Here is a 24,365-nt window from a genome sequence, read left to right on the forward strand (position 1 = left end):
GCACCCTGATTGTCTCCGTCGATGTGGAAACGGCCGATATGACGGTGCCGTCATGCCCCGTCCCCGGCAATCTCCTTTCTATCTCTTCGGAGTGGATGTATGTCATCCCCGGGCAGGGACTCTATCTTCTGGCGGTGCCGCTTGATTCGGCAGCGGAAGTCAACGGTCCCTATTTCGCCGGCTTCTATATCTCCAATGCCATCGATTCATCCAAGGGCGCCTGTGTGGTGACCGACAGCCTGACGGCTCTTTGTACCGGATATAATATCTGGGACACGACCATAGGATATATCGACCTTGCCAACAATGACTATTTTGACTTTCCGGGACGTCTCATTCTCTTCTCGGTCGGGACAACCGGCGGCAGCGGGGGAGTCCAGCCGGCGCCGTCAATAACTCTGCTTCAGCCAAGGAACAATGAAATAATCGCCGGTCCCTTGACTCTCTGGGCGTCAGAAACGGCCGGCAGCCGGATAATCGATTTTGTCCGTTTTGACCGGCGCAGTTCCGGTGGCGCCTGGACTAATATCGGTCAGGACAACAGCGGCAATCGCCCCTGGCGCAACGGAGTCGACACGTCCGGCTCGGGCAACGGTTACTCCCTGCAGTTCAATTACAGCTCTCTTACCGAAGGGTTGTACTGGATGCGGGCGTATGTCGAAGACACTCTGGGGCGCAGTGATGTCGATTCGCATCAGGTGACTATCGACCCGACTCCGCCCGATATCAATATGATAAATCCGATTCCCTACGACAGCATCTGTCATCCGCTCAAACTGGAGGTCACCACCGCCGATGAGAATGTCACCCAGGTTCGCTTCGACAAAAAAGCGGCCGCCACCAACTACAGCGTCACCATGCCGCTGCTGGACCAGTCGCGCTACGGCGATGTGGATGGCGACCCCAATGACGGCAATCATCGCGCCTCCGGCGAATTCGGCGATTATTACTGCGGACCGGTCGCCGGCGCTATCGCCATCAAATACTGGTTTGATAAGGGATATATCTACTGCATGCGGGAAGGTGTCAACTATATCTCGGTTGACACATTGGTGGAGCGTCTTGCGGCAACAATGCAAACCCGCGCCAATAAAGGGACTTATGATGACCTCTTCCTCAATGGCATCCAGCAGTACATCCTGACCCACGGCAACGAACTTCTTTTCAATGTCTATCGTCAGCCCTCTTATCATACTTTCCGCACTCTGTTTCAGGAGCGGGAACTGGTCGTGATTCTGGCTCTTTCCGGAACGCCGGGACTCTATCTGGTGGCGTCAGGGGTGCTCGGACTTGCCGACAGTCAGGGGCGCTACATGACCACCATGTCCGACCCGCTGACCGGTCTCAATGCCAGCCTTTATATGCGTGACGGCCTCAATGGCGCTGAAGTCTATTATGGCAATTCCTGGCATCCGGTCGATATGATTTTCACCGTCGCCGGGTATAATCATACCGTGACGCGCGACCTGATCGGGCTTGACGCCAGTTCTGTCGGCGGCTGGAGTTTCGACTGGAATGCCTCCAATATGGTATCCGATTCGCTGTATTTTATTACCGCCACGGCGACCGACGCCACCGGGCGAATCGGCATGGCAACCAGCCTGACCCGCTTTGTCTGTCAATCGTATCTGAAAGGCGATTATGACGGCAATGGTGTGGGGAATATCGGTGATGTTCTCTATCTAATCAATTATATCTATAAGAAAGGGACACCGCCGGTCGGCGGCGCTTATCGTGCCGACGCCAACTGCGACAGCGAAATCGGCATCAGCGATGTCATATATGCCATTCGCTATTTCTACAGCCATGGTCCGGAGCCCTGCTATTGATTGTCGGAATTAGTTGTTATAAAGGCAGGTCGGCTGATTTCACCGACCTGCTTTTTCATTTTCACCAGTACCGCTCGATATGAACTTCGCCGGGGACACGGTTGGTGCTCTGGCGATACCCCTCCGACTGCGCTATCGCCAGCATCTCATCAACCATCCCGGGATTCCCGCAGAGAAACAGATGGGTATTGGCGGGAGTCAGGTTTGTCTCCCAGATTCTCTCCAGCGACCGGCTCTGCCAGAGTTCCTGAATATGCCCGGTCGCTCCTTTCCAGCGAACCGGCTCTTCCTCGGGACGGCTCACTATGGGAATGTAGATGAAATTTTCGCATTGATTTTTAAGCGCCTGCAGTTCCGAGCGGAAGGGGAGTTCCCAGCTATGGCGGGCGCCATGAATCAGGGCAAAACGGCGCTTACTTCGATGCAGTTTTTCGGTGCGCAACATACTCATAAACGGGGCTATGCCGGTGCTGGTGGCGAACATAGCGATATTCGCCTCTTCCGGCACATTTTTCAGAGTGAAAAAACCGGACGGCCGGGGGGACATCCAGAGACGGTCGCCGGTGCCGAGGGCGAATAACCGCGGGGTCAGAGAGCCGAAGGGCACCAGGGTGACATAGAATTCCACATAGTCTTTGGTAATCGAAGGGGATGATATCGAATAAGACCGGAGAATCATCCGCTCCGGGTCAGGCGGCTCTTTTTCTTCGGTCGCCTCGTCACATTTCGGCGCGGCTGGGGGAAGACCGAGCAGGGCAAACTGACCCGGACGAAAATCAGGCACTTCGGTCACATCCGGCACCACCCGTATCACCATCGCTCCCTCGGCGATATCTATTCTCTGATTTATTACGGCGTTAAGTTCCATATCTCCTTCCTGACCGGCTCTTCTGCCGAATAACTATCTACGCAGCCAAAATCTTAAACGTCAATATGCAGATATTTTCTAACCAGAAGACCGATGAAAAAGTTCAAAATTGCCACGCCCAGGCTGATGGCGGCCATCTCCATAAATCTTTTCTTAAAGGAAAGATTCTTGGCCACCGAGATATAAAAAGTGAATATGAAAACAATAAGTAGGGCAAAGGAAACCGCCAGGGCCAAGCAGATAAAGGGATTGGAAAAAATGAAGTAGGGGGTTATCAGGAATAACACCGCCACGATATAGGCAATGCCGGTATAGATGCTGGCTCGAAGCGGGCTCTTGCCCCCCTCTTCCTTGGTGGAAAGATATTCCGAGCCGGCCATAGACAGCGATGCCGCAATGCCGGTGATGAAGCCGGCGACCGCGACAATCCGGGTATCCTGAAGCGCCAGTGTCAGCCCGGCCAGCACTCCGGTCAACTCCACCAGGGCGTCATTTAATCCCAGCACCACCGAGCCGGTATAAGCCAGTTCCTCCTGGTCTATCAAATCGAGCATCCGCTCTTCATGCTGCTGCTCTTCGCGGATGATATGCTCCACTTCGGGACTCAAATGACGCAGGTCACCGTAAAACGATTGTATCAGGTTTTCGCTGCGCTCCATCAGGCGGACGCCGAAATTGAGCCCGAAAAGACGGGCGATAAAATAGTAGAAGAAAATCCGCCAGCGGCTCGGCGGCACTTCTTCATTGGAGAATTTCTTGAAAAAATCGTAATGCGCCAGTTCTTCGCCGGCGATTTTCTCCAGAAGTTTCCGGTCGCCTTCTTTGGTGACTCTTCGGGCGAGTTTCAGGTAAAGATAATACTCGGTAATCTCGTCCTTCTGCGCCCGCAGTACCCCGGCCCGGACTTTACTGTCGAGAGTCATCGGCCTTCCTTTCTAATTTGCGGACAAGTTTATCCATAATTATAAGGATTTCTTAAGCCGTTTGACAATGGCGCAAAGCTGTAAAATGCCGTCTTCTTCCGGTCACGTTTTCGCTCTGCCATCCCTCAGCCGACAATGGAGCGACCCCCATCGACCACAATAAACTGCCCGCAGATCATCTGGGCTTCATTGGAGGCGAGAAAGGCGACCACCCGGGCGATATCTTCCCCTTCCACAATCCGGCCTGCCGGTGTATGGAATTTGGCATGCTCCAGAACCTTATCGGCGCCGGGAATGGAGCGGGATGATTTCGTATCGGCAAGACCGGCAAGAACGCCGTTGACCAGTACCCCCCGACCGGCTAACTCGTAAGCCAGTCCCCGGGTAATCGATTCCAGAGCCGCTTTTGCCGGACCGACCACGCCGTACCCCGGTATCACTTTCTGGCCGCCGTCACTGCTGATACTGACTATCCGCCCCCAGTTATCCCGCATCAGCGGAATCATTCTCTGCGTCATCGAAAGGAGCGAACGAGCCGAGGACGCCAAAGTAACCTCCCAGTAATGCGGGGTTGCCTCCAGCATATTGCCGGGAACGCCAAAAGCGGCATTGGCGACCAGTATATCCAAAAATCCCAGCTCCTGTTTGATTTCTTCAAACATTCGGTCGAGTGATTCTTCTTTGCCGATATCAGCCCGTATCGGAATCGCCCAGCCCCCTTCTGATTTTATCTCTTCCACGACCTTGTTGGCGTCACTCATGCTGCGGCGATAATTCACCACCACTTTGACCCCCTCCCGCGCCAGACGGAGCGCAATCGCCCGCCCAAATCCTCGCGCCGCGCCGGTCACCAGGGCATGTTTTCCCCTCAACTCCGGATACATAGAAATTCCTCTCTATTCAATTCCCACAATTTCGACCTTACCCCAATACTTAATAATCCCCAAAATCCCAATTATGGACAGATTTAATCTCATATAGATAACCAAACCGAACCGGTCTGGCAACAAAAAATTGAACCAAAAAATCGACAGAAATAAGAAACCCCGCTTCCGGTGGAACGGCGATAGAGTGGTAGACCCGGAAAGAAAAGCGGGGTATTATGTCAAATCGTCAATTGTTCTTAGTTAACGGCTTTGGTCCGGCAGGTCGAAATTCCAAACGGAACATACAGCGGACACCACCCGACCAGGGCGGTCAAAATCGGAATCAGACCTATCAGACCGAGCCAGCTACCATAGACGATTCCAACGATTACGATGATAGAACCCAGAATCAGTCTTATGGTGCGGTCGCTATTGCCGATATTTTTCTTCACTTCTTATCTCCAGTAAATTACTTTCTTGCGCACTTAATTAGTCATTATCTATCCATTCTAAGTAGTGCAACAACCGCCGTATCGGGAATGTTCCTGAAAACGTTGCATCACCCCGGGGAAGGTTGTTTGAGCGCACATTATTTTTTGCCGCTCAAGACTTTAGTTGAATTCGACCGGAATGGTCTATATATTGATAATAATGTAGCTGAGGGATATAACACTCAATCAGAAGGTGAAGATTATGTTAGTTTTAACTACCCCCAATATTGAGGGAAAGAATATTACCAAATATTTCGGACTGGTAAGCGGTGAAGCGATTTTAGGGGCGAATATATTCAAAGACCTCTTTGCCGGCATCAGGGATATTGTCGGCGGCCGGTCGCAGGCGTATGAGAAGGAACTGCGCAAAGCCAAAGAGATCGCGGTGCAGGAGATGATTCGCGACGCGCAGAATCTGGGCGCCAATGCCGTCATCGCGGTTGACCTTGACTATGAAACTCTGGGGAACGGCAGTATGCTGATGGTTAGTGTCAGCGGAACCGCCGTCCTGTACGAATAAAAAATTGTCGGTAAAGATACGGTTGGCAGTCAGGATAATCGTCCCTTAAACAGGAGAGGACCAAACATGTTCAAGGAATTCAAAGAATTTGCCATGCGCGGCAATGTCGTCGACATGGCAATCGGTATTATCATCGGCGCCGCCTTCGGCAAGATTGTGACGTCGGTGGTCAATGATATCTTAATGCCGCCGATTGGGCTATTGATGGGTAAGATGGACTTTTCCAGCCTTTTTATCAATCTGTCGGGCACGGCTTATCCGTCTCTGGCGGCGGCGAAAGAGGCCGGCGCGGCGACTATCAACTACGGCGCCTTTCTCAACACGGTTATCGATTTCATCATAGTCGCTTTTGTAATATTCCTGCTAATCAAACAGATGAATCGTCTGAAACGGCAGGAAGTCCCGGCGCCGGCCGTTGCCACTACCAAGGAGTGCCCGTTCTGCTATTCGACTATCGCCATCAAGGCAACCCGCTGCCCCAGTTGTACGTCGGAATTAAAATCTTAAGTCTCTGTTGCGGGCGCGCTCCGGCGCGCCCGCTTTCTATTATGTCAGATGGCTTATCAGAATCCTGATGCCTATCGCCAGAAGAATTATTCCCCCCAGAAAGCTGCTTACCCTTTCAAATCTCTCGCTCAAGTATTTTCCGCAATATAACCCGATGAGGGTCATTGATGCCGCCACCAGACCGATTATTACCGAAGCGGTCCAAATCCGAATATTAAGAAGCGCCAGGCTCAATCCCACCGCCAGGGCGTCGATACTGGTCGCAATCGACAATATCACCAGCGACCATCGGCGGGTCGGGTCGGCATAGCCGATGCGCTCTTTCTGATTCTGCAGCGATTCCTTTATCATTTTCCCGCCGATAAACAGAAGCAGCCCGAAGGCTATCCAGTGGTCCCAGTCTTCAATCAATGGGGCGACCTGGCTGCCGGCAAGCCATCCCAGTATCGGCATCAGGAACTGAAAGAGCCCAAAGTGAAAGGAGAGACGAAAGAACGGACGGAAAGCGGGACGCTCCAGACGTGACCCTACCGCGATTGCCACCGCAAAAGCATCCATAGCCAGCCCGAAGGCGACTCCCAGAATCGTAACAAAATTCATCTGCAGCGATAATATATATCGCCCACTGATGATTGACAAAGCAAACTGTCACATCCTCGAATTTCCTCAGTCGCGAAATCCTATCGACCGCTTCTCTGCCTTGGGCGGTGTCACCAATTCTCTGATGGCGTCGAATATAACCCGGAACTGGGCATCATATTTTTTCTCCAACCGGTCAATCTTTCTCGCTAAATCGGCATGCGAAAGTAGAATCTGTCGAAGTCTCACGAAAGCTCGCATTATTTCAATATTTACTTTGATTGCCCGCGGACTCCGAAGAACGCTGGAGAGAATTGCAACTCCTTGTTCCGCAAAAACATAGGGAAGATACCGACGTCCCCCACGGGCCTTTGAGGTACCATTATGGCACCTCAAATCCTCGGTCTCAACTTCGGTCAGCTGGAACATGAAGTCTTCAGGAAATCTTTCCATATTACGTCGGACAGCTCTTAAAAGTGATTTGGTCTGCACGCCGTACATATTCGCGAGCAGACTATCCAGAATTACTTTTTGGCCCCGGACGAAAATGATTAGTTCTCCAATATGCTCGACCTTAATTACTGAATTTGTATCGATACTCACAAGTTACCTCCGCCCCAAGGGTAGTTTGCACGCTGACATCCGCCGTCAGCAAAAAAAAACGGGTCGGACGCTTGCCGACCCGTTTTTTGCTCAATGTCCCGAATTTCAGAACATGAAAGGATACCGGAAATCTTTCGGCGGGACAAAATTCTCTTTGATTGCCCGCGGGGAGGTCCAGCGAATCATGTTGAGAAGCGACCCGGCTTTGTCATTGGTTCCGGAAGCGCGGCTTCCGCCAAAAGGCTGCTGTCCCACCACGGCGCCGGTCGGCTTATCGTTGATATAGAAATTGCCGGCGGCATTGCGAAGCGCTTTCATCGTCAGATTGATAACTCTCCGGTCCTTGGCGAAGATAGCGCCGGTCAGGGCGTATGGCGACGTCTTATCGCAGAGCACCAGGGTCTCCTCGAATTTATCGTCATCATACACAAAGATGGTAAGCACCGGCCCAAAAATCTCTTCTTCCATCAACCGAAAATGGGGATTGGTAGTAACCACCGTGGTTGGCTCGATAAAATATCCCTTGCTGCTGTCGTAATTGCCGCCCCAGATTATTTCCGCCTCGTTGGATTTCTTGGCGTACTCGATATATTCAACAATGGTATCAAAGGCGCCTTTATCGATGATAGCGTTCATGAAGTTGCTAAAGTCCTCGACATCCCCCATCTTTATCTGTTTCATATCGGCAAGAAATCGCTCTTTGAATCGGGGCCAGAGCGATTTGGGGATATAGGCGCGCGACGCCGCCGAGCATTTTTGCCCCTGATATTCAAAGGCGCCGCGGGTCATGGCGGTGACAGTCTCATCAATATCGCCGGAATTATGCATGAAGATAAAATCCTTTCCGCCGGTTTCGCCGACAATCCGGGGATAGGTCTTGTACCGGGCGATATTCTCGCCCACCGTTCGCCACATGCCCTGAAAGACGCCGGTGCTTCCGGTGAAATGAATTCCCGCCAGGTGTTCGCTTTTCAGAATAATTTCGCCGACATCAGCCCCCCGCGCCGTTACCAGATTGATGACTCCCTCGGGCAGACCGGCCTCACGCAGGATTCTCATTATGAAATGCGCCGTGTAAACAACCGATGAGGCCGGCTTCCAGACTACCGTATTTCCCATAATCGCCGGCGCGGTCGGAAGATTGCCGCCGATGGAGACAAAATTGAAGGGGGTTACGGCGAAGACAAATCCTTCCAGCGGACGGTAATCAAGTCGGTCCCAGATTCCTTTGGCATTCTCCGGCTGGACGTCATAAATCACCTGCGTGTAATAGACATTGAATCGGAAGAAATCGACCAGCTCACAGACGGCGTCAATTTCCGCCTGGAAAACATTTTTACTATGCCCCAGCATGGTGGCGGCGTTCATGATATAGCGATACGGTCCGGCCAGAAGGTCCGCCGCTTTCAGAAAGATTGCGGCGCGCTCCTCCCAGGGAAGGGCCGCCCAGAGCGGACGGGCTTTCAGCGCGGCTTCAATCGCCCCTTGAACTTCGCTCTTGCCGCCCTGATAGTACTGCCCCAGTTCCAGGGCATGATTATGCGGCGCGGTGATTTTCACCGGCGTGCCCACCCGGATATCCTTTCCGCCGATTACCATCGGGATATCGAACTTGGTCTTCTTCAGTTCACCGATCGCCTTTATCAACTGCTCCCGCTCGGTGGTGCCGGGGGCATATGAATAGACCGGCTCATTGGAGGGAACCGGCACTCTATAATTTCCCATTATATCCTCCGTAAATATATCATTGGCAGAATATCAATATCGGTCGAGGTTATTCCATTCGGCATCTTCCAGCCACTGCTTCGGTCGCTCCAGAAACTGCAGAACATTTTCTATCAGCGCCCAATGCTTATGCTCTTCGTCGGCAATCAGCATAATAGTCTTCCGCGCTTTTTCGTTCTCCGCCGAGGCCGCTTTCTCCCGATAGAAATCTTCCGATTTTTTCTCTATCTCCTGCGCCTTTTTCCAGGCCGCGACCACATCGGTCGGGAATTCCTTGAAATCTTTCTTTGCCGCTATCGACTCAAAGACATTCTTAGCCCGCTGGAATACCTTGGATGAGCTCTGCATCTCCGAGGCGGCCGAAAAGTCGCCGTCACGAAACCGCTTGAAAATATTGTAATGCTTGACCTCATCGTGCGCCAGGTCCTGCAGGATATTCTTCAGGGCGGCATTCGCCGACTGCCCCGCCATTTTCTCATAAAAAGCTTGCCCGTCCTGCTCCATCTTCATCGCAAATTCAAATATATCCATCATAGTCTCCTGCGCAAATGTCACTCGACACCGCATCAAAAGTTAAATAATCTCGCCTAATTTACACATTTCCGCCAATTCCGCAACAGGCTTGTGCCATTCTTTTAAGGTGCCCCACCGCTTGCGGTGGGATAGTATATAGTACTAATCCGTCCTCCGAACCCACCCAAAGGGGTGGGGCACCAATGCTCTTAGTTTTTGATTGATGCTCATTATACTGTAGGGGCGAACCAGAGCGTTCGCCCTCTGATGGTCTCATCCTGCTTCGCAGGATGAGACCGGGTCGACACATTGGTCGACCCCTACCCTAATTCCTTCACCTCTCGGGTCGACACGCGGATCGACCCCTACTCTATCAAAAATCGAATCGTGTCAGTCACTGCCACCATCTCCCATCAGACGGTTTGGTGCCCCACCGCTTGCGGTGGGATGATACTTAGTACGAATCAAGCGGAACAGGTCGAAATCCTTCCCTGGTCGCTCTCCTCGGCGAGTCTTCGACCGTGGCGACTTGCGGTGGGATGGTATAAAGTACGAATCCGTCCACCAAGCCCACCCCAAGGGGTGGGGCACCGTCGTTGCAGAAGCGGAATTTCCGGTTGAGAATTAGAGCGCAATTAATTATCATATTAGACTATCAACCGGGGAGGGTGAGAGACCTTGTGGACAACCATTTAGAGAATAAAGTTAAGGAGAGTTAAATATGAATTCTCAGATTGTCACCGCATCTGATGTCGCCGCCAAAGCCCCCCGCTGGGACCTGGAATCTGTTTTCCCCGGCGGAAGCAGCTCCAGAGAATATCTGGCTTTCAGCGCCGCTATAGCCAAAGACCTGAAGGCGATGGAATCCAGGATCGACCGTCTCCCGTCCAAACTGAACAGCGCCAGCCGCGCCACCTGGACTGATTTTATTGTCAAGATTCAGGAGATGATGGCTCGTATCGGTCAGGCCGGCTCCTTTGTGCATTGCCTTATCAGTCAGGATGTCAGTGACGAGAAAGCGCATCAACTTTATGGGGATATCGACCTCTATCGCTCCCAGTTTCAAAAACTGCTGGTAAAACTGGAGGCATTCGCCAAGGCGCAGAACGACAAAGAATGGAAAAAGTTGACCGAAGAGAAGAAGCTCGAAAAGTCCGGCTTCTTTCTTAATGAACTTCGCGAAATCGCCAAGATGAAGATGCCTCCCGAGTTTGAGGCATTTGCTGCGGAACTGGCGGTTAACGGCTACCATGCCTGGAACCGTCTGTACGACAAAATGTACGGCGACCTGCGGGGCGACTTTTCCGAGAACGGCACGGTCAAAGAGCTATCGCTCGGACAGCTGGCTAATAAGATGAATTCTGCCGACCGCGAAATTCGCCGGCAGGCGTTTCGCAAAATCGAGCAAGCCTGGGAATCGCGGGCAAATCTGGCATCAATGGCGCTCAATTTCCAGGCGGGATACCGTCTGACTCTCTACGACAAACGGAAATGGAAATCGCCGCTTCTGGAGCCGCTTCTCAACAGCCGCATCAAAGAGAAAACCCTCGAGGCGATGTGGTCGGCGGTCGAGAAAGGGGCGCCGAAATTGCAGAAATATATCAATGCTAAAAAGAAAATTCTCGGTATCGATAAGTTCTGCTGGTATGACCAGAGCGCGCCGGTCGGAAAATCAAGCACGGTCTATCCTTTTGATGAAGCGGCCGATTTCATAATCGAAAACTTCCGCGATTTCAGCGCTGAAATGGCTGATTTTTCGCGAATGGCAATTGATAAGCGATGGGTCGAGGCGCAGGACCGTCCCGGCAAGGCCGGCGGCGGATACTGCACCACGCTCGAGGTCAGCAAGGAGAGCCGGATATTTATGACCTGGGGAGGCGGATTCGGTGATGTCGGCACGCTGGCGCATGAACTGGGGCATGCCTATCACCACTTTGTGCTGAAAGATTACCCGATGTTTGCCGCGGTCTATCCGATGACTCTTGCCGAGACCGCCTCGATATTCAACGAATTTCTGGTCACCGATGCCGCCCTTGCCAAATCGAACGACCCGCAGGAGAAATTGATGCTTCTCGACCAGAAACTGCAGAACGCCCATGCTCTTCTTTGCAATATCTACGCCCGTTTCCTTTTCGACCGCTCTTTCTATGAGGAACGGAAAAAAGGGCTGGTCAGCCGGAGCCGTCTGGATGAACTGATGGTGGCGGCGCAGAAGAAGGCGTTTGTTGGAACGCTTGACCCGAATGAGGGACATCATCCCTTATTCTGGGCTTCCAAACTCCATTTCTTTATGACCGATGCTCCGTTTTATAATTTCCCGTATACCTTCGGGTATCTCTTTGCCGGCGGGGTTTATAACCGGGCAAAAGAAGAGGGAGCGTCATTTGCGAAAAAATATCATGCTCTTCTGGCCGATACCGGCATGATGACCAGCGAGAAAGTGGCGAGAAAACATCTCGGTGTTGATATCACGAAAGAAGATTTCTGGAGCGAGGCGGTGAACCGCGTCCTTGCCGACATCGAGCCGTTTGTGAAGCTGGCTTCGTAGCTGTGCACGGCCGTCCGCTCGTTTCTTGAGTAGGTCAAAATCCCCTTGGGTTTTGACATTTCTTGTAGCGGGGTCAGATGAAGTAGGGCAGGAGCCTTGCGCTCCTGACTGTCTTTCCCGACCACGATCGGGAGTCCAGAAGAGTAGTATGAAGGCCAGCGGAATGTTGGTCTTAAAATTGATACTTTATAGCCAGAAAAAAAGACTCTCACCCGTTGGGTGAGGCACCGAAACCCATTTGAAGGGAGCCGCAATCATGAAAAAAGTCTTTCTTTCACTATCATTGGCATTACTGTCTCAACTCGCCTTCGGTCAGTATTTTCACGCTGCTCGAACCGGAGTACATCTTTCCCTGCCTAATGCTGGATGGGGGCTTGATTTTCCGGCCGAGGATTTTCTCGTTGAAGATGCCAAGCTCGATCCCAATGGTAATTACGTCAGTTGTCGTGCGGGTGGAAAAGATATAATCATGCTCTGTTATTTCGAGCACGCACCGGTTGAAGGAGATGCGGCGGCCTGCCGCAATTACTACATGGAGAAGAGCAAAGAGGCTCCGATGAAGGTAACCGGACTTCGCGCTTATGAACTCGGCGAAATGGCGGTATTCGAATACCTTGTAACACAATATCGTGGGGAACAAGTCAATCAAATGAATGTACACTCCTATTTGGCTCGCAATGGGTATTGCGCCGAGGTACATCTGTCGCGCTCCAATTATGTTACAGCAGCTTACGATGATTTGATGAAAGTGCTCGAAGAAGTCCGCGCTTCGAACGGAATCGACCCTGTTATTTCACTGCAATTTGAGTTTGCCATGATGTATTACTCATCCGAGAATTATGACAGCGCCATCGTAGAATATGAAAAAGTGCTTGATCGCGAAGAAGAACTAAAGAAGTACAATAAGTATTTCTGGTACATCGCCTATAATAACTTGTCTAAGTCATACCTCATGGCAGGCCAACCGGACAAGGCTATTGAGATATGCCAGCGAGGTTTGAAACGCGATAAAAAGTATCCAATGTTTTACTATAATTTGGCCTGCGTGTTCGCGAAAGAAGGGGACGGAAGTCTGATGCTTGAGAATATTCGCAAGGCATACAAGTATAAAGACAGGATGCTGCTTGGCGAAATTATACCAAATCCAATGGAAAGTGAAACGTTTCACGAAATATTAAAGATTGAAGAGGTTCGCAAGGAATTAGAAAAAATCGTGCAAAACTGACCATTCATGGTCGACAAATGAAAGTCAAAGTTATTCGTTCTGCGTCGCAATGCGAAAATGGCACGAGCCGCCAGCGGAATTGCCAATTAGGCTCTTGCCCCATTATTTTGCGCGAGGTTGTTAAAATTTGTTCAATGCGGTGTCAGGAGTCACTCCTAACACTCTTCTTGCGGAGGGGAGTCTCTCCTGAAGCGGGACAAACGGCTTATAATTGGAATAGGTCCGTCAGTAAAGATTCCTGACGGCGAGGTAGAGGTGAAAAAGAGTACTTTTTGAAGTCCATCGGGTAGCGATTCTGCTGCCCAGGTACGCTCGTCTTATGAGAGTCAAAATGACAATGAGAAGATTACCGCTTCTTCTGACCCTCTTTGCAGCCATTACTGTCATCTTCTTGCATCAGGCAGACGGAGGAGAACGTTGCACCGAATATGGAATCGGAATTTATGATCCGATTGGTTCACAATCAGGAGATATTAATGTGGTGATTTATTCTCAACCGGACCTGACATCGGATACCGTTGCTGTTTGGCGTTCCACGTACATATATGTCCGTCAATCTGATACCTCATTCTGGTTTGGTGAGGTAATGGCTGAATATGCCTATGAAACTGTAGGATTTCCAATCTTGGAGATCAGCCCGGATTCAAACTGGATCAGAGTGGCCTTCAACTGCCATGATAGTATTGGCAGTTCAGACGGATGGATATTGAGACGTCGGTCCCGCGAAATATTTGAGTTATGGGCAGATATAATTCCTCGCCAAGGAGCGGTTTACTTCATAGATGATGAAGACGTCAGGTTCTATGATTCTCCCGAATCTGATTCGGCTTTGACCGAAGCATTGAGAATAGAGTATGGATATCGGTCCGACGGAACCAGAACCTTAGAGTGGAATTATATAATATATCCGCAGAGCGTACAGGGTAAGTGGATGGAAGTAATTGTGGAAACACCATCGGCGTACTGCCTTTCACCGAAGGAATTTAAACTCTATTATGGTATTGATGAACCGAAACGGTTCCACGCCTGGATTCGGTATCTGGATGATACTGGACGTCCTTTGGTCTATTATTTTCCGCGGGGTTGTTAGGACCAACAGTCTGGTAGGTCAGGAGCCCTGCGCTCCTGACTGTCATTCCCGACTCGGGTCGGGAATCCAGAAGAGTAAGTCAAAATCCCCTCGGACTTTGACATTTTTTTGCGCCGTCAGTCCGCCGTGGCGGACTCCTGACGGAAATCGTCATTCCGGCGTACGCCGGAATCTATTCTTCTGGATGCCGGATCAAGTCCGGCATGACAAGGAGTCAGGTTCGCAAGGAACCTGCCCTACTCCCAACCTTCTCCCGCAACTCTTCCATCAATAACTCGTCGGCTCCAGTTTCACTTTCCCCCGGAATATCCGGTATACCGCCGTTGTGTACGCAAGCACCAGCGGCATCCCGATACCGGCGATAATCAGCATTATCCCCAGCGTCTTCTGCGATGACGCCGCATTGTAAATATCGAGGCTGTTCTCCGGGAACGGTTGGGAATAGATAAGGTACGGGAACATCCCGATACCAAAAAGCGCCAGAAGCGCCATCATGGCGCAACAGGAGGACAGAAACGCCCGGAAATCGCGCCGATGATAAATCTCGCGCGGAATATTTGCCACCGCCAGCATATTCAGAAACGGCACGATAAAAAGCACCGGATGCGTCTTGATATACTCCGTCATATGCGGGACATACAGAAGCGTAATCATCGTCGTGGCGACATAGCAGATAACAAAAAATATTATCGTATTATTCACCCAGCCGCGGACTTTCTCGTGAAGTTCCCCTTCCGTTTTAAGCACGACATAAATCGCCCCGTGCATCATAAAAAGAGCGACCGTTGTTATCCCGACAACTAATGCATACGGATTCAGCAGTCCGAAAAAAGTCCCGGCGAATTCATGCTCGGCATCAAGCGGAATTCCCAGCGCGATATTCCCCATCGCCACTCCCAGCAGAAGCCCCGAAACAATCGAGCTGACGCTGAAACTGACATCCCAGAGATTGCGCCACCATTTCATCGTCTGCTTGCTTCGGAATTCAATCGCCACGGCGCGGAAAATCAGCGCGAAAAGAAGCAGCATCAGCGCCATATAGAAACCGGAAAATGCGGTGGCATAGACCATCGGAAAGGCCGCAAATAGCGCCCCGCCGCCGGTCACCAGCCAGACTTCGTTGCCGTCCCAGACCGGCCCGATGGAGTTCAGCATTATCCGCCGATGTTCATCTGTCCGGGTAAAGAGATGCAATGCCCCCACGCCGAGGTCGAAACCGTCCAGCACCGCGTAGCCGGTGAAAAGGACGCCGACCAGCATAAACCAGATAGAATTCAAATCAAAACTGAAATTCATGCTCTATGTCCCTCCACAATCAGGTCATCAGCCAGCGGACCATGCTGGATTTTTTCGTTCAAGAGATAGATGAAAAGGACAAACAGGAATATATAGATAATCCCGAAGAGAACCAGCGAGGTCAAAATCTCCCCGGCGGTAACAGTCTTGGAGATACCGTCGGCGGTCAGAAGCAGATTATACACGATATACGGCTGCCGTCCCACCTCGGCGGAAAACCATCCCAGTTGATTTGCCAGTTGCGGTCCCAGCACGGAGAAAACCAGCGCCCAGAGAAACCAGCGGATATCGAAAAGTCTCTTGCGCCACCAGAAATATACGCCCAGCCAGGATATCAGTATCAGCGCCATGCCGAGCGCCACCATGGCATGATAGGTCTGAAAGACAAAATTGACCGGCGGCCTCTTGTCCGGCGGGAACGCCCGAAGTCCCGTTACCGGCGCCTCGGTATCCCAGCGAACCAGATAACTCAACATCCCGGGAATCTTCACTCCCATCTTCACTCTCTCTTCTTCCTCATCGACCCATCCGAAGAGATAGAGGTCTGCCGGCGCTGATTCCGGGTAGTGGGCTTCGAAGGCGGCCAGTTTCGCCGGCTGCGTTTCGCTGATTCCTTTGGCGCTGGAGTGGCCCGATACCAGTTGCAGTACAGAGGCGACCGCCGCCAGCACCAGGGCAATCTTGATAGAGGCTTTGGCGAACTCCTGATGTTTCTTCTTGAGAAGGTAGAAGGCGCTCACGCTCAAAACGAAAAACGCCCCGGCCTGCCAGGCGCCCATATAGACATGGCTGATTCTATCGAGAGTCGAGGGATTAAAGACCATCTGCCAGAAATCGGTAATTTCGGCGCGCGCTTTCAAGCCCTCGCCGACTATATGATATCCGGCCGGAGTCTGCTGCCAGGAATTGGCGACCACAATCCAGATGGCGCTGAAGTGGGCTCCAAAGGCAACCATGATGGTCGAAAAAAAGTGCCACCCGGGACTGACCTTGTTCCACCCGAATAGTAGCAGCGCCAGAAATCCGGATTCCAGAAAGAAGGCAAATACTCCCTCAGCGGCAAGGGCCGACCCAAAGACATCCCCCACGAACCGCGAATAGGTTGACCAGTTGGTGCCGAACTGGAATTCCATAACTATGCCGGTGGCGACGCCGATGGCGAATATCAGCCCGAATACGCGCACCCAGAATTTGGTCATCTGCTGATAGAGCGGGTTCTTGGTCTTTAGATAAAGCCCCTCCATCGCCACCAGAATCAATCCCAGCCCGATGCTCATCGGCGGAAAGATATAATGGAATGCCACGGTTGCCGCAAACTGTATCCGTGATAATAAGAGGGGGTCCATTATGACTCATCCCTCCTTTGAAGAACGCTTCTCATGTAACACCTCCCGTAAGAATCTATACTTAAATTCGACAAACGCTCAAGTTATCATCTTCAGGTACCATAGCCCCAGAAGCACCAGCAGGATGACGAGCACTCCGAAAAGAGAAACCATCGTCCCGTATTTTGCCATCTCCCTGGTGGTGATTTCGCGGGTGGCGAAGGCGATAGCATTGGGGGGAGTGCTTATCGGAAGGCTCATTGCCAGCGATGCCGCAAAAGCGACCCCCAGCGTCCCCAGCTGCGTTATCGGACTGCCTCCTGTCTGCGGCGCCATTACCGTCAGTGATGTTACAATCGGTATCAGCAGGTTGGAAGCCGAGGTATGACTCATGAAGTTGGAGACAATTATTGTGACCAGGGCAATCACCAGCAATAATATTAAGGGGGAGAAATTCTGGAATGAAATCATCCCGACCAATACATCCGACAGCCCGGAACTTTTCATTGCCACCCCGAGCGCCATCCCTCCCGCCACCAGAATCAGAACATCCCACTCCAGTTTTTTCAAATCTTCACGGTTAATAATGCCGAACATGGTGAAAATCATTACCGGCAGAAGCGCCACTACGCCGGCCGGGATATGATGCAGCGCCTCGGTCACCCAGAGAAAAACGGTGACAAAGAAAGTAATCACCACCAGGAGGAAATCCCAGGTCGGCGCCAGCGGCTCGGGAAAGAGAATTTCGAATTTTTCGGCTCGCGGCTTAAAAGCCTTAAGAAGTATGAACCACAAAAGGAAAATAAGTACCATCATAATCGGCACACCGACCACCATCCATTTTAAAAATGAAATCGGGTAGCCCAATTCTCCCAGCACCGAGGCGGCGACCGCGTTGGGGGGGGTTCCGATAATGGTACCCATCCCGCCAATATTGGCGGCAAACGGCACTGCCAGTATCAGCGCTTTGCGGAACTGCCCGCGGTCTTCGAAACTGCGGAAAAGCGGCGTGAAGGCGGCAAACATCATCGCCGTCGCCGCCGTGTTCGACATGAACATCGAAAACACCGCCGTGGTAACTATGACTCCCAATAGCACCATCCGGGGATTGGTGCCGAATGGCTTAATCAGCGCTTTGGTGAGACGGAGGTCGAACCCATGTTTCACCGCCGCCGCTTCCAGAATAAACCCGCCGAAAAAGAGAACCAGTACCGGGCTGGCGATAGGGTTGAGAAAGACCTGATAGCTGAGCAATCCGCTCTCCACGCCGGTAGGGTGATAGGTCGCCGCCAGGAAATAGACGCTCAGCACGATGACCATAATGGCGGTGGCAAAAGGGGGAATCGCTTCCGTTATCCAGAAACCGGCAGCGCCGACAAAAATCATCAGGCAGATTCGCGCCGTGCCGGAAAGCCCCGGTATCGGAAGAAAGCCGGCGCCGAACGCCAATGCCAGGACGATGAAGACTTTCAAAGCCAGTTTCCAGTTGACTTTGACTATCAGGTATCCTTGCGGGTCAATATTGATTGGTTCCGGCATAACCTCTACGGCTGAAAGCAAATTACAAATTTCACAATCGCGCAAAGCATATCGATGACGCCGGCCAAAGTCAAGTAAAATGTCTCGAACATGGACTGATGGCGGGCACTTATCGAGCGATAGATTTGTTGCAAGTGTACAATTATAATCTCGAGAGATTTTATGCCGTTTATCAAATCTATAGCGCATGCTCTGCCGCCTTATCGGGTGACGCAAGCGGAGATTCAACAATATGTCCGGAAAATATTCGCCGGGTCGTCTTTGAATATCGACGACTTAATGCCGGTCTTCGCCAATGCCGGTATCGAAATCCGTTATCTTTCGGTGCCGCCGGAGTGGTACGATATCGAGCGCAGTTTTTCCGAGAAGAATGAGAAATATATTGAAACCGCCACCGCTCTGGGCGCAGAGGCGGTGGAAAAAGCGCTGGAAAAAGCCGGATTACGCGCAGTCGATATTGATTATCTCATTTTCATTTCTACCACCGGGCTGGCGACACCCTCTATCGACGCCCGCCTCATTAACGTATTACATATGCGCTCTAACATCCGACGCACGCCGGTGTGGGGATTGGGATGTGCCGGCGGTGCCGCCGGGTTGTCGCAGGCGTATCACTATCTGCGCGGTCATCCCGATGAGAAAGTCTTACTGGTGGCAGTTGAACTCTGCGGCCTCACTTTTCAGCAGAACGATTTTTCCAAAAGCAATTTCGTGGCAGCCGCCCTTTTCGGTGACGGCGCCTCGGCGGTGGTTCTTTCGGGAGATAAGGATGATTCCGGGGGAGTAGAAATTGTCGGCACGCGAAGCACCTTCTGGCCCGACTCGCTCGATGTGATGGGATGGAATATCTACACTACCGGCCTGCAGGTGGTCTTCAGCCGGCGGATTCCCGATATTGTGCATGCCCACGCCCGGGTTAATTTCGAATCATTTCTTAAAGAGTTTGAACTGACTCTGGATGAAATCTCTTATTTCATTTTGCATCCGGGCGGGGCGAAAGTCCTTGATGCTTATAATAAAGCCCTCAATCTATCCAACGGAAAACTGGATATCTGTCGCCGGGCGCTGCGGGATTTCGGCAATGTCTCCGCTGTTTCGGTTTTGCTGGTGCTGGAAGAACATATTCGGCAATATTCTTATTCCGATGGGGAATACGGTTTAATCTCCGCCCTCGGTCCCGGCTTCTGCTCCGAGAACCTCTTGGTGATGTTTTAAGGAAATATCTTCTTGACCATTTTCATCCGTCAGGTTTCTAACCCGACGGTTGATGTCATTCCGGGCTCGATTCGGAATCCAATCTTCTGGATGCCGGATCAAGTCCGGCATGACATATGGATGTTCCCCTTGACACTGAAAATTGCCCCTCTGTCTTACAGCAGCAGCAGCCAGCGGCGGGCGTCATCGTTATCCAGCCAGTGGTTTATCGCCTTAACTATCGTCTCCTTGGTCGGATATCCGGAAATCTCCAGTCCGGTCTTGAACCGTCGGCAATGGGGACCATCAGCCGCCTGTCCGAATTTTCCCAGGTCAACTTCCAGTCCATTTATCCTGATATAGGGAAGAGACTGCGATGATATACCGGTCTCAAGCGGCTCCTTGTCGGCGTCATAAAGAAAAATCTGCGCCTTGAGGTTCAGTTCTTTAAGAGCCTGCCTGAGGTTCTCCAGCGTCTGGCGGCATTGGGCGCACCCGGAAAATCTGACAAAATCAACCACGACCGCCCCGGGATGATTCAATTCCAATGCCCTGAGATTATCAAATATCATCGCAATCATTTCCCATTCAAACTTGGTATTGATACGGCGCTTCTATCCAAACATTGGCGTTAATATCGAATCGCTCAGGCGGTCAAAAGCATTGTCATCACGACACGGTCATTCTCTTTAGACTCATCCCTCACCTCTTTCAGAACGCAAAATGCTCCGGTCCGAAAACTAAACTCGCTCCCAGATGTCCGGCAATCCCGACCGCTACGGCCGAAACTAACAGCATTCCCCTGAATACCAGTATTCTCACTTTGGTGCGTCGACTTTCACAGAGTCGGGCGAACGATGCCGTGAATAGAATCGCCAGGGTGGTTCCGATACCCATCAGCCGATGCCATTCGAAATACTGTTTTAACTCTGATGGGTATGACGCCGATGAGCCGGCCGCCAGACCGAGCAGCAATGTCACCAGCGCGCTTAAGGCCGACAGATAGGTCAACTTGATGCTCAAATTATCGTAGGTCTCCTTCTTGGTTAGGGCCGCCCCGGCCGAGAATATAAAGGCGGTGATGATCAGCGCTATCGGAAAATGCGTCGCCAGAGGATGAAATTTCCCCAGGTAAACAACCAGGTTGAATTCATGCTCGCCGTTTCCGTGGTCGCGCTGGTGGTCATGCTCCGACCCTGCGGCTGTGGCGCTCGCGAACTGAGGAAGATTCGCTACGAATTTCTCCGGCTCCGCCAAGAACTGCCGACGGCACTTGTTACAGCAGAAGTAAACTCGCTTTCCTTCATAAATGGTAAATATGGTCGAATCGACCTTCTCGTCCGTCAGAACCGGGCAGATATTATTGGTCACTTCGGAAACGTCTTCCGCGCGGCCATAGGCTGTCAGCACCACTATGACAAACAAGACAAGAATGACCTTTTTGTACGCCGTCGATAATTCCATAATTCAAACTCAGGATCATGGCGCCGGACTCACTCTCATGAATACGGCGCTCGTATCTTTCTACTTTTCCCGGAAAATACTCAAATGTCAGTGCCCGTGATGATGGTCGCCGTGCCCTTCATTCGTGTCGCGCTTCTTTTCCATATCCGCGGACGGCTTCTCCGATGATTCCGTCATCTTCGAAAGGAACTTCTGTGGGTCTTTATTGAAGTCTTTTAGGCACTGATTGCAGCAGAAATAAACTCGGCGCCCTTCAAAATCGACAAACTTGCTCTTGTCTATCGGCTCTCCGGACACGGGACAGGTCTTCTGAATATTCTCGAAAATTACGCCCTGCGCCGCCGCTTTCTTGAAATATTTATCCGGGTCGGCTTTTATTTTAGGGATACAAGAGGGGCAGCAATGATAGACCCTCTGCCCCTGAATGTCGGTGAAAACCGTGGAATCGATCTTGCCGCCCATCACCGGACAATGGGTCTGATTCCTAAGTTCCTTTGGCTTTTCCGGACTCTTTTCCTGCCCAAAACCGGTTGCGGCCAGAAGCAGGAGTGATGCAGACACCAAAGTTGAAAGCAATTTCATATTCATTTTTCCTTTCTCCTCAAACAGCTCTTTAATCATAACTAATCGTGTCAAATTTCATGCCAAAAGTTGCTGTTTCGCAACTGATTATAATACAATAGATTGCGCTGGCGGATGGACTTTGAGGTTCCGGAGAAATTGTAGAATTATCTGAAAAATGAAGAATATTCTTCACCTGTCGACAAAATATCTGTATAATTTTCTATAACTTGGAATCTAATTCATTGGTAACGACGAGATGCCGACCAGCAGCCCCAAAACTGACGCTCTAAGAAAAGCGTTCATTCTGGGCGGAACAACCGCTTTAACCCTGGCGATTCATTATGGCTGGGTGATTGAGCCGCTTTTCGGGCATTCTCCTCTGGCGCACGCCATTCATAGCCGTCTCTGCTATATCCCTATCGTCATGGGCTCCTCCTGGTTTGGGTTGCGCGGTGGGCTGACGGTCGCCTTTGTTATCTCTCTTCTGGTCCAGCCTTATATCTTCCTTATGGATAATCCGCACGTTGATGTCACCAGCGAATTGATTGAGATTATCTTTTATTTTGCCCTGGCTTCCCTTACCGGCGCTCTTATTGACCGGGAGACGATGGTACGGAGACGTCACGAGGAAACCCAACTGCAGCTGGAGCGGTCGCAGAAATTCTCACTTATCGGCCAGATGGCGGCCGGGGTGGCGCATGAAATCAAAAACCCGCTGGCGTCTATAAAAGGGGCGGTGGAGATTCTTGGCAGCGAGGGGGCATCCTCCGACGAAAAGAAGGAGTTTCAGGAAATCGCTCTCAAAGAGATAAAACGTCTCGACAGCACTGTCCATGAATTTCTCGATTTTGCCCGCTCGCGGGAAATACATTTTGAGCGGCTCGACCTGGCGGAAGTGGTGACATCGAGCCTGCGGCAACTTCAACCTCAGATTGAAAACGCCGGCATCAAGCTGACCTCCCATTTAAGCGATAATATTGTAATTGTCGCTGACCCGGAGAAGATTCATCAGATGATAATCAACCTGGCGCTGAATGCGGTTGACGCCTCTGTACCGGGGGGCGAAATACGAGTTGCCCTTCGTGCCGACGGAAAATCGGCCGTTCTTACCGTACTTGATTATGGAAGCGGTATCGAACGCTCCTCCCTGGAGCGAATCTTCGACCCCTTTTATACCACCAAAAGCAAAGGGACCGGATTGGGGCTGGCAATTGTCAAATCGATTGTGGAGCGACATGCCGGTACCATTGCAGTCGATAGTAAACCGGGCGAGGGAAGCCGGTTCACGGTGAAATTCCCGCTGGAGGGAAAGAGCCGATGAGTATCAGGATTCTGGTTGCCGATGATGACGCCAGCCTGCGGCGGGTAATTCAATATAAACTGAAGCAAAAGGGGTACGATGTGTCGGTCGTTGCCGATGGCACTGCCGCCCTGGCGGAACTGGCGCAGAACCGGTACGACCTTTTTCTCTCCGATATCCGTATGCCCGGCATCGACGGGATGGAACTTCTCGAAAAGACCAAACAGATTCAGAACGACCTGGAGATAATCCTGATGACGGCTCACGGTACCGTCGCCATGGCGGTGGCGGCGGTGAAAGCGGGGGCGTTTGATTACCTCACCAAGCCGTTTGATGACGAGCAGCTCTTTGTCGCTATTGATAAAGCCCTCAAATTCCGCAAACTGGAAGACGAGAACAAACTTCTCCGGGAGCAACTGAGCGGAAAAGAATATTTCAAAAATATTGTCGGCGTCTCCAAACCGTTTAAAGACCTGATGGCTCTGGTGGAGAAAGTGGCGCCATCCGATGCCACTATTCTTCTGACCGGAGAATCGGGCACTGGCAAGGAGGTTATCGCGCGCGCCATCCATTACAAAAGCCCGCGGTACAATAAACCGTTTGTCGCCGTCAACTGCGCCGCTATCCCGAAAGAATTGATAGAATCGGAACTGTTCGGACATATCAAAGGAGCCTTCACCGGTGCCATCAAAGATAAGAGAGGTAAATTCGAACTGGCTGACGGCGGGACACTTCTTCTCGATGAAATAAGCGAACTTTCCACCGCACTGCAGGCGAAACTTCTGCGAGTAATCCAGGAGCGGCTAATCGAGCCGGTCGGAGCCGAGAAGGGGAAAGAAATCGATATCCGTCTTATCGCCGCCACCAACGTTGACCTGAAAGGGCGGGTGGCTGACGGCAAATTTCGCGAAGACCTGTACTATCGCCTCAATATTATTCCAATACATATCCCGCCGCTTCGCGAGCGACCCGATGATATCCCGGCGCTGGTCAGGCAGTTCTTGAAACGGTTCAGCCCGGAGCAGAGTATCGAAATCGATGACCGTCTGATGAAACAGCTGCAGGCGCACCCCTGGCGCGGCAATATCCGGGAACTGGAAAACCTGATGGAGCGGATGGTGATTCTCCGGAAAGGGAACCGTCTCACCACCGGCGACCTTCCGCCCGATTTCGGGGAACCGGTTAGGGCGAAGGAGACGATAGCGGCAAACCCGTTAAGTACCCTTTCTTTTCATGAGGCGGAGAAGCAGTTGATACTCTCGGCGCTGGAACGGTTCAACTGGAACCGCTCCAAGGCGGCGGAATTTCTTAAAATCCCCCGCCATATCCTGATTTACAGAATGAAAAAATACGCGATTACCGAGGATAAATCGGACAACACTGCCGATTAGAAAGC

Annotated in this window: 23 protein-coding genes; 9 read left to right on the forward strand and 14 right to left on the reverse strand. The window is 51.5% G+C overall.

The genetic code is table 11. The features are described from left to right. Positions 1-1,829, forward strand: a 1,829-nt coding sequence (locus tag AB1690_09240) for a dockerin type I repeat-containing protein (protein ID MEW6015495.1), incomplete at its 5' end; no start/stop codon positions are given. Between the two features lie 61 nt (positions 1,830-1,890). Here AB1690_09240 and AB1690_09245 read toward each other — a convergent pair. The 4 genes from AB1690_09245 to AB1690_09260 form a co-directional block, all read right to left on the reverse strand. Then, a complete protein-coding gene (locus AB1690_09245) occupies positions 1,891-2,697 on the reverse strand; it encodes a ferredoxin--NADP reductase (GenBank protein MEW6015496.1) in 807 nt (268 codons plus the stop codon). 53 nt (positions 2,698-2,750) lie between these two features. Beyond that, positions 2,751-3,620 carry a VIT1/CCC1 transporter family protein gene (locus tag AB1690_09250; GenBank protein MEW6015497.1) on the reverse strand — a complete coding sequence of 290 codons (870 nt, stop codon included), beginning with the start codon at positions 3,618-3,620 and terminating at the stop codon, positions 2,751-2,753. A gap of 125 nt (positions 3,621-3,745) precedes the next feature. Beyond that, positions 3,746-4,504: an SDR family oxidoreductase gene (locus AB1690_09255; protein MEW6015498.1), complete on the reverse strand. Its 759-nt coding sequence runs from the start codon at positions 4,502-4,504 to the stop codon at positions 3,746-3,748. 239 nt (positions 4,505-4,743) lie between these two features. Then, positions 4,744-4,938 carry a DUF2892 domain-containing protein gene (locus AB1690_09260; GenBank protein ID MEW6015499.1) on the reverse strand — a complete coding sequence of 65 codons (195 nt, stop codon included), beginning with the start codon at positions 4,936-4,938 and terminating at the stop codon, positions 4,744-4,746. A gap of 241 nt (positions 4,939-5,179) precedes the next feature. Between AB1690_09260 and AB1690_09265 the strand changes: the two genes are divergently transcribed. Next, complete coding sequence (locus AB1690_09265; GenBank protein MEW6015500.1) at positions 5,180-5,497, forward strand: heavy metal-binding domain-containing protein; 318 nt, start codon at positions 5,180-5,182, stop codon at positions 5,495-5,497. A 66-nt stretch (positions 5,498-5,563) separates the two neighbouring features. After that, a complete protein-coding gene (mscL, locus tag AB1690_09270) occupies positions 5,564-6,004 on the forward strand; it encodes a large conductance mechanosensitive channel protein MscL (GenBank protein ID MEW6015501.1) in 441 nt (146 codons plus the stop codon). Positions 6,005-6,043: 39 nt separating this feature from the next. Here mscL and AB1690_09275 read toward each other — a convergent pair whose 3' ends face one another. The 4 genes from AB1690_09275 to AB1690_09290 form a co-directional block, all read right to left on the reverse strand. After that, entirely contained in the window at positions 6,044-6,604 is a 561-nt protein-coding gene (locus AB1690_09275; GenBank protein MEW6015502.1) for a manganese efflux pump MntP family protein, read from the reverse strand. Between the two features lie 66 nt (positions 6,605-6,670). Continuing rightward, on the reverse strand, positions 6,671-7,186 hold the full coding sequence (locus AB1690_09280; GenBank protein MEW6015503.1) for an ORF6N domain-containing protein: 516 nt from the start codon (positions 7,184-7,186) through the stop codon (positions 6,671-6,673). A 105-nt stretch (positions 7,187-7,291) separates the two neighbouring features. Continuing rightward, positions 7,292-8,911: an L-glutamate gamma-semialdehyde dehydrogenase gene (pruA, locus tag AB1690_09285; GenBank protein ID MEW6015504.1), complete on the reverse strand. Its 1,620-nt coding sequence runs from the start codon at positions 8,909-8,911 to the stop codon at positions 7,292-7,294. Positions 8,912-8,944: 33 nt separating this feature from the next. After that, positions 8,945-9,445, reverse strand: coding sequence for a ferritin family protein (locus tag AB1690_09290; protein MEW6015505.1), 501 nt, complete (start codon positions 9,443-9,445; stop codon positions 8,945-8,947). 700 nt (positions 9,446-10,145) lie between these two features. On the opposite strand from AB1690_09290, the gene AB1690_09295 reads away from it, so the two are divergent. From AB1690_09295 to AB1690_09305, 3 genes are all read left to right on the forward strand, one after another. Continuing rightward, on the forward strand, positions 10,146-11,972 hold the full coding sequence (locus tag AB1690_09295; GenBank protein ID MEW6015506.1) for a M3 family oligoendopeptidase: 1,827 nt from the start codon (positions 10,146-10,148) through the stop codon (positions 11,970-11,972). Between the two features lie 256 nt (positions 11,973-12,228). Next, positions 12,229-13,197, forward strand: coding sequence for a hypothetical protein (locus AB1690_09300; GenBank protein MEW6015507.1), 969 nt, complete (start codon positions 12,229-12,231; stop codon positions 13,195-13,197). A 331-nt stretch (positions 13,198-13,528) separates the two neighbouring features. Next, the gene (locus AB1690_09305) at positions 13,529-14,287 is read left to right on the forward strand and encodes a hypothetical protein (GenBank protein ID MEW6015508.1); all 759 of its coding nucleotides are present in this window, start codon (positions 13,529-13,531) and stop codon (positions 14,285-14,287) included. A gap of 267 nt (positions 14,288-14,554) precedes the next feature. Here the strand turns inward: AB1690_09305 and cydB are convergent, their stop codons facing one another. From cydB to AB1690_09320, 3 genes are all read right to left on the reverse strand, one after another. Next, positions 14,555-15,583, reverse strand: a complete 1,029-nt coding sequence (cydB, locus tag AB1690_09310; GenBank protein ID MEW6015509.1) for a cytochrome d ubiquinol oxidase subunit II — start codon at positions 15,581-15,583, stop codon at positions 14,555-14,557. Continuing rightward, on the reverse strand, positions 15,580-16,929 hold the full coding sequence (locus AB1690_09315) for a cytochrome ubiquinol oxidase subunit I (GenBank protein MEW6015510.1): 1,350 nt from the start codon (positions 16,927-16,929) through the stop codon (positions 15,580-15,582). Before AB1690_09315 ends, cydB begins: the two co-directional genes overlap by 4 nt. Positions 16,930-17,007: 78 nt before the next feature. Next, positions 17,008-18,447: a DASS family sodium-coupled anion symporter gene (locus AB1690_09320; GenBank protein ID MEW6015511.1), complete on the reverse strand. Its 1,440-nt coding sequence runs from the start codon at positions 18,445-18,447 to the stop codon at positions 17,008-17,010. 162 nt (positions 18,448-18,609) lie between these two features. Here AB1690_09320 and AB1690_09325 point away from each other — a divergent pair, with 162 nt between their 5' ends. Next, a complete protein-coding gene (locus tag AB1690_09325) occupies positions 18,610-19,662 on the forward strand; it encodes a 3-oxoacyl-[acyl-carrier-protein] synthase III C-terminal domain-containing protein (GenBank protein ID MEW6015512.1) in 1,053 nt (350 codons plus the stop codon). A 155-nt stretch (positions 19,663-19,817) separates the two neighbouring features. Here the strand turns inward: AB1690_09325 and AB1690_09330 are convergent, their stop codons facing one another. From AB1690_09330 to AB1690_09340, 3 genes are all read right to left on the reverse strand, one after another. Further along, positions 19,818-20,213 carry a hypothetical protein gene (locus tag AB1690_09330; protein ID MEW6015513.1) on the reverse strand — a complete coding sequence of 132 codons (396 nt, stop codon included), beginning with the start codon at positions 20,211-20,213 and terminating at the stop codon, positions 19,818-19,820. A gap of 139 nt (positions 20,214-20,352) precedes the next feature. Next, positions 20,353-21,105 carry a DUF2231 domain-containing protein gene (locus AB1690_09335; GenBank protein ID MEW6015514.1) on the reverse strand — a complete coding sequence of 251 codons (753 nt, stop codon included), beginning with the start codon at positions 21,103-21,105 and terminating at the stop codon, positions 20,353-20,355. A gap of 87 nt (positions 21,106-21,192) precedes the next feature. Then, a complete protein-coding gene (locus AB1690_09340) occupies positions 21,193-21,741 on the reverse strand; it encodes a hypothetical protein (protein ID MEW6015515.1) in 549 nt (182 codons plus the stop codon). 184 nt (positions 21,742-21,925) lie between these two features. Between AB1690_09340 and AB1690_09345 the strand changes: the two genes are divergently transcribed. Both AB1690_09345 and AB1690_09350 read left to right on the forward strand, forming a co-directional pair. Further along, entirely contained in the window at positions 21,926-22,990 is a 1,065-nt protein-coding gene (locus AB1690_09345) for a HAMP domain-containing sensor histidine kinase (protein ID MEW6015516.1), read from the forward strand. After that, on the forward strand, positions 22,987-24,360 hold the full coding sequence (locus tag AB1690_09350) for a sigma-54 dependent transcriptional regulator (protein ID MEW6015517.1): 1,374 nt from the start codon (positions 22,987-22,989) through the stop codon (positions 24,358-24,360). Before AB1690_09345 ends, AB1690_09350 begins: the two co-directional genes overlap by 4 nt. Positions 24,361-24,365: the final 5 nt, after the last annotated feature.

It is taken from the genome of Candidatus Zixiibacteriota bacterium, from assembly GCA_040753495.1.
Classification (GTDB): Bacteria; Zixibacteria; MSB-5A5; order GN15; family PGXB01; genus DYGG01.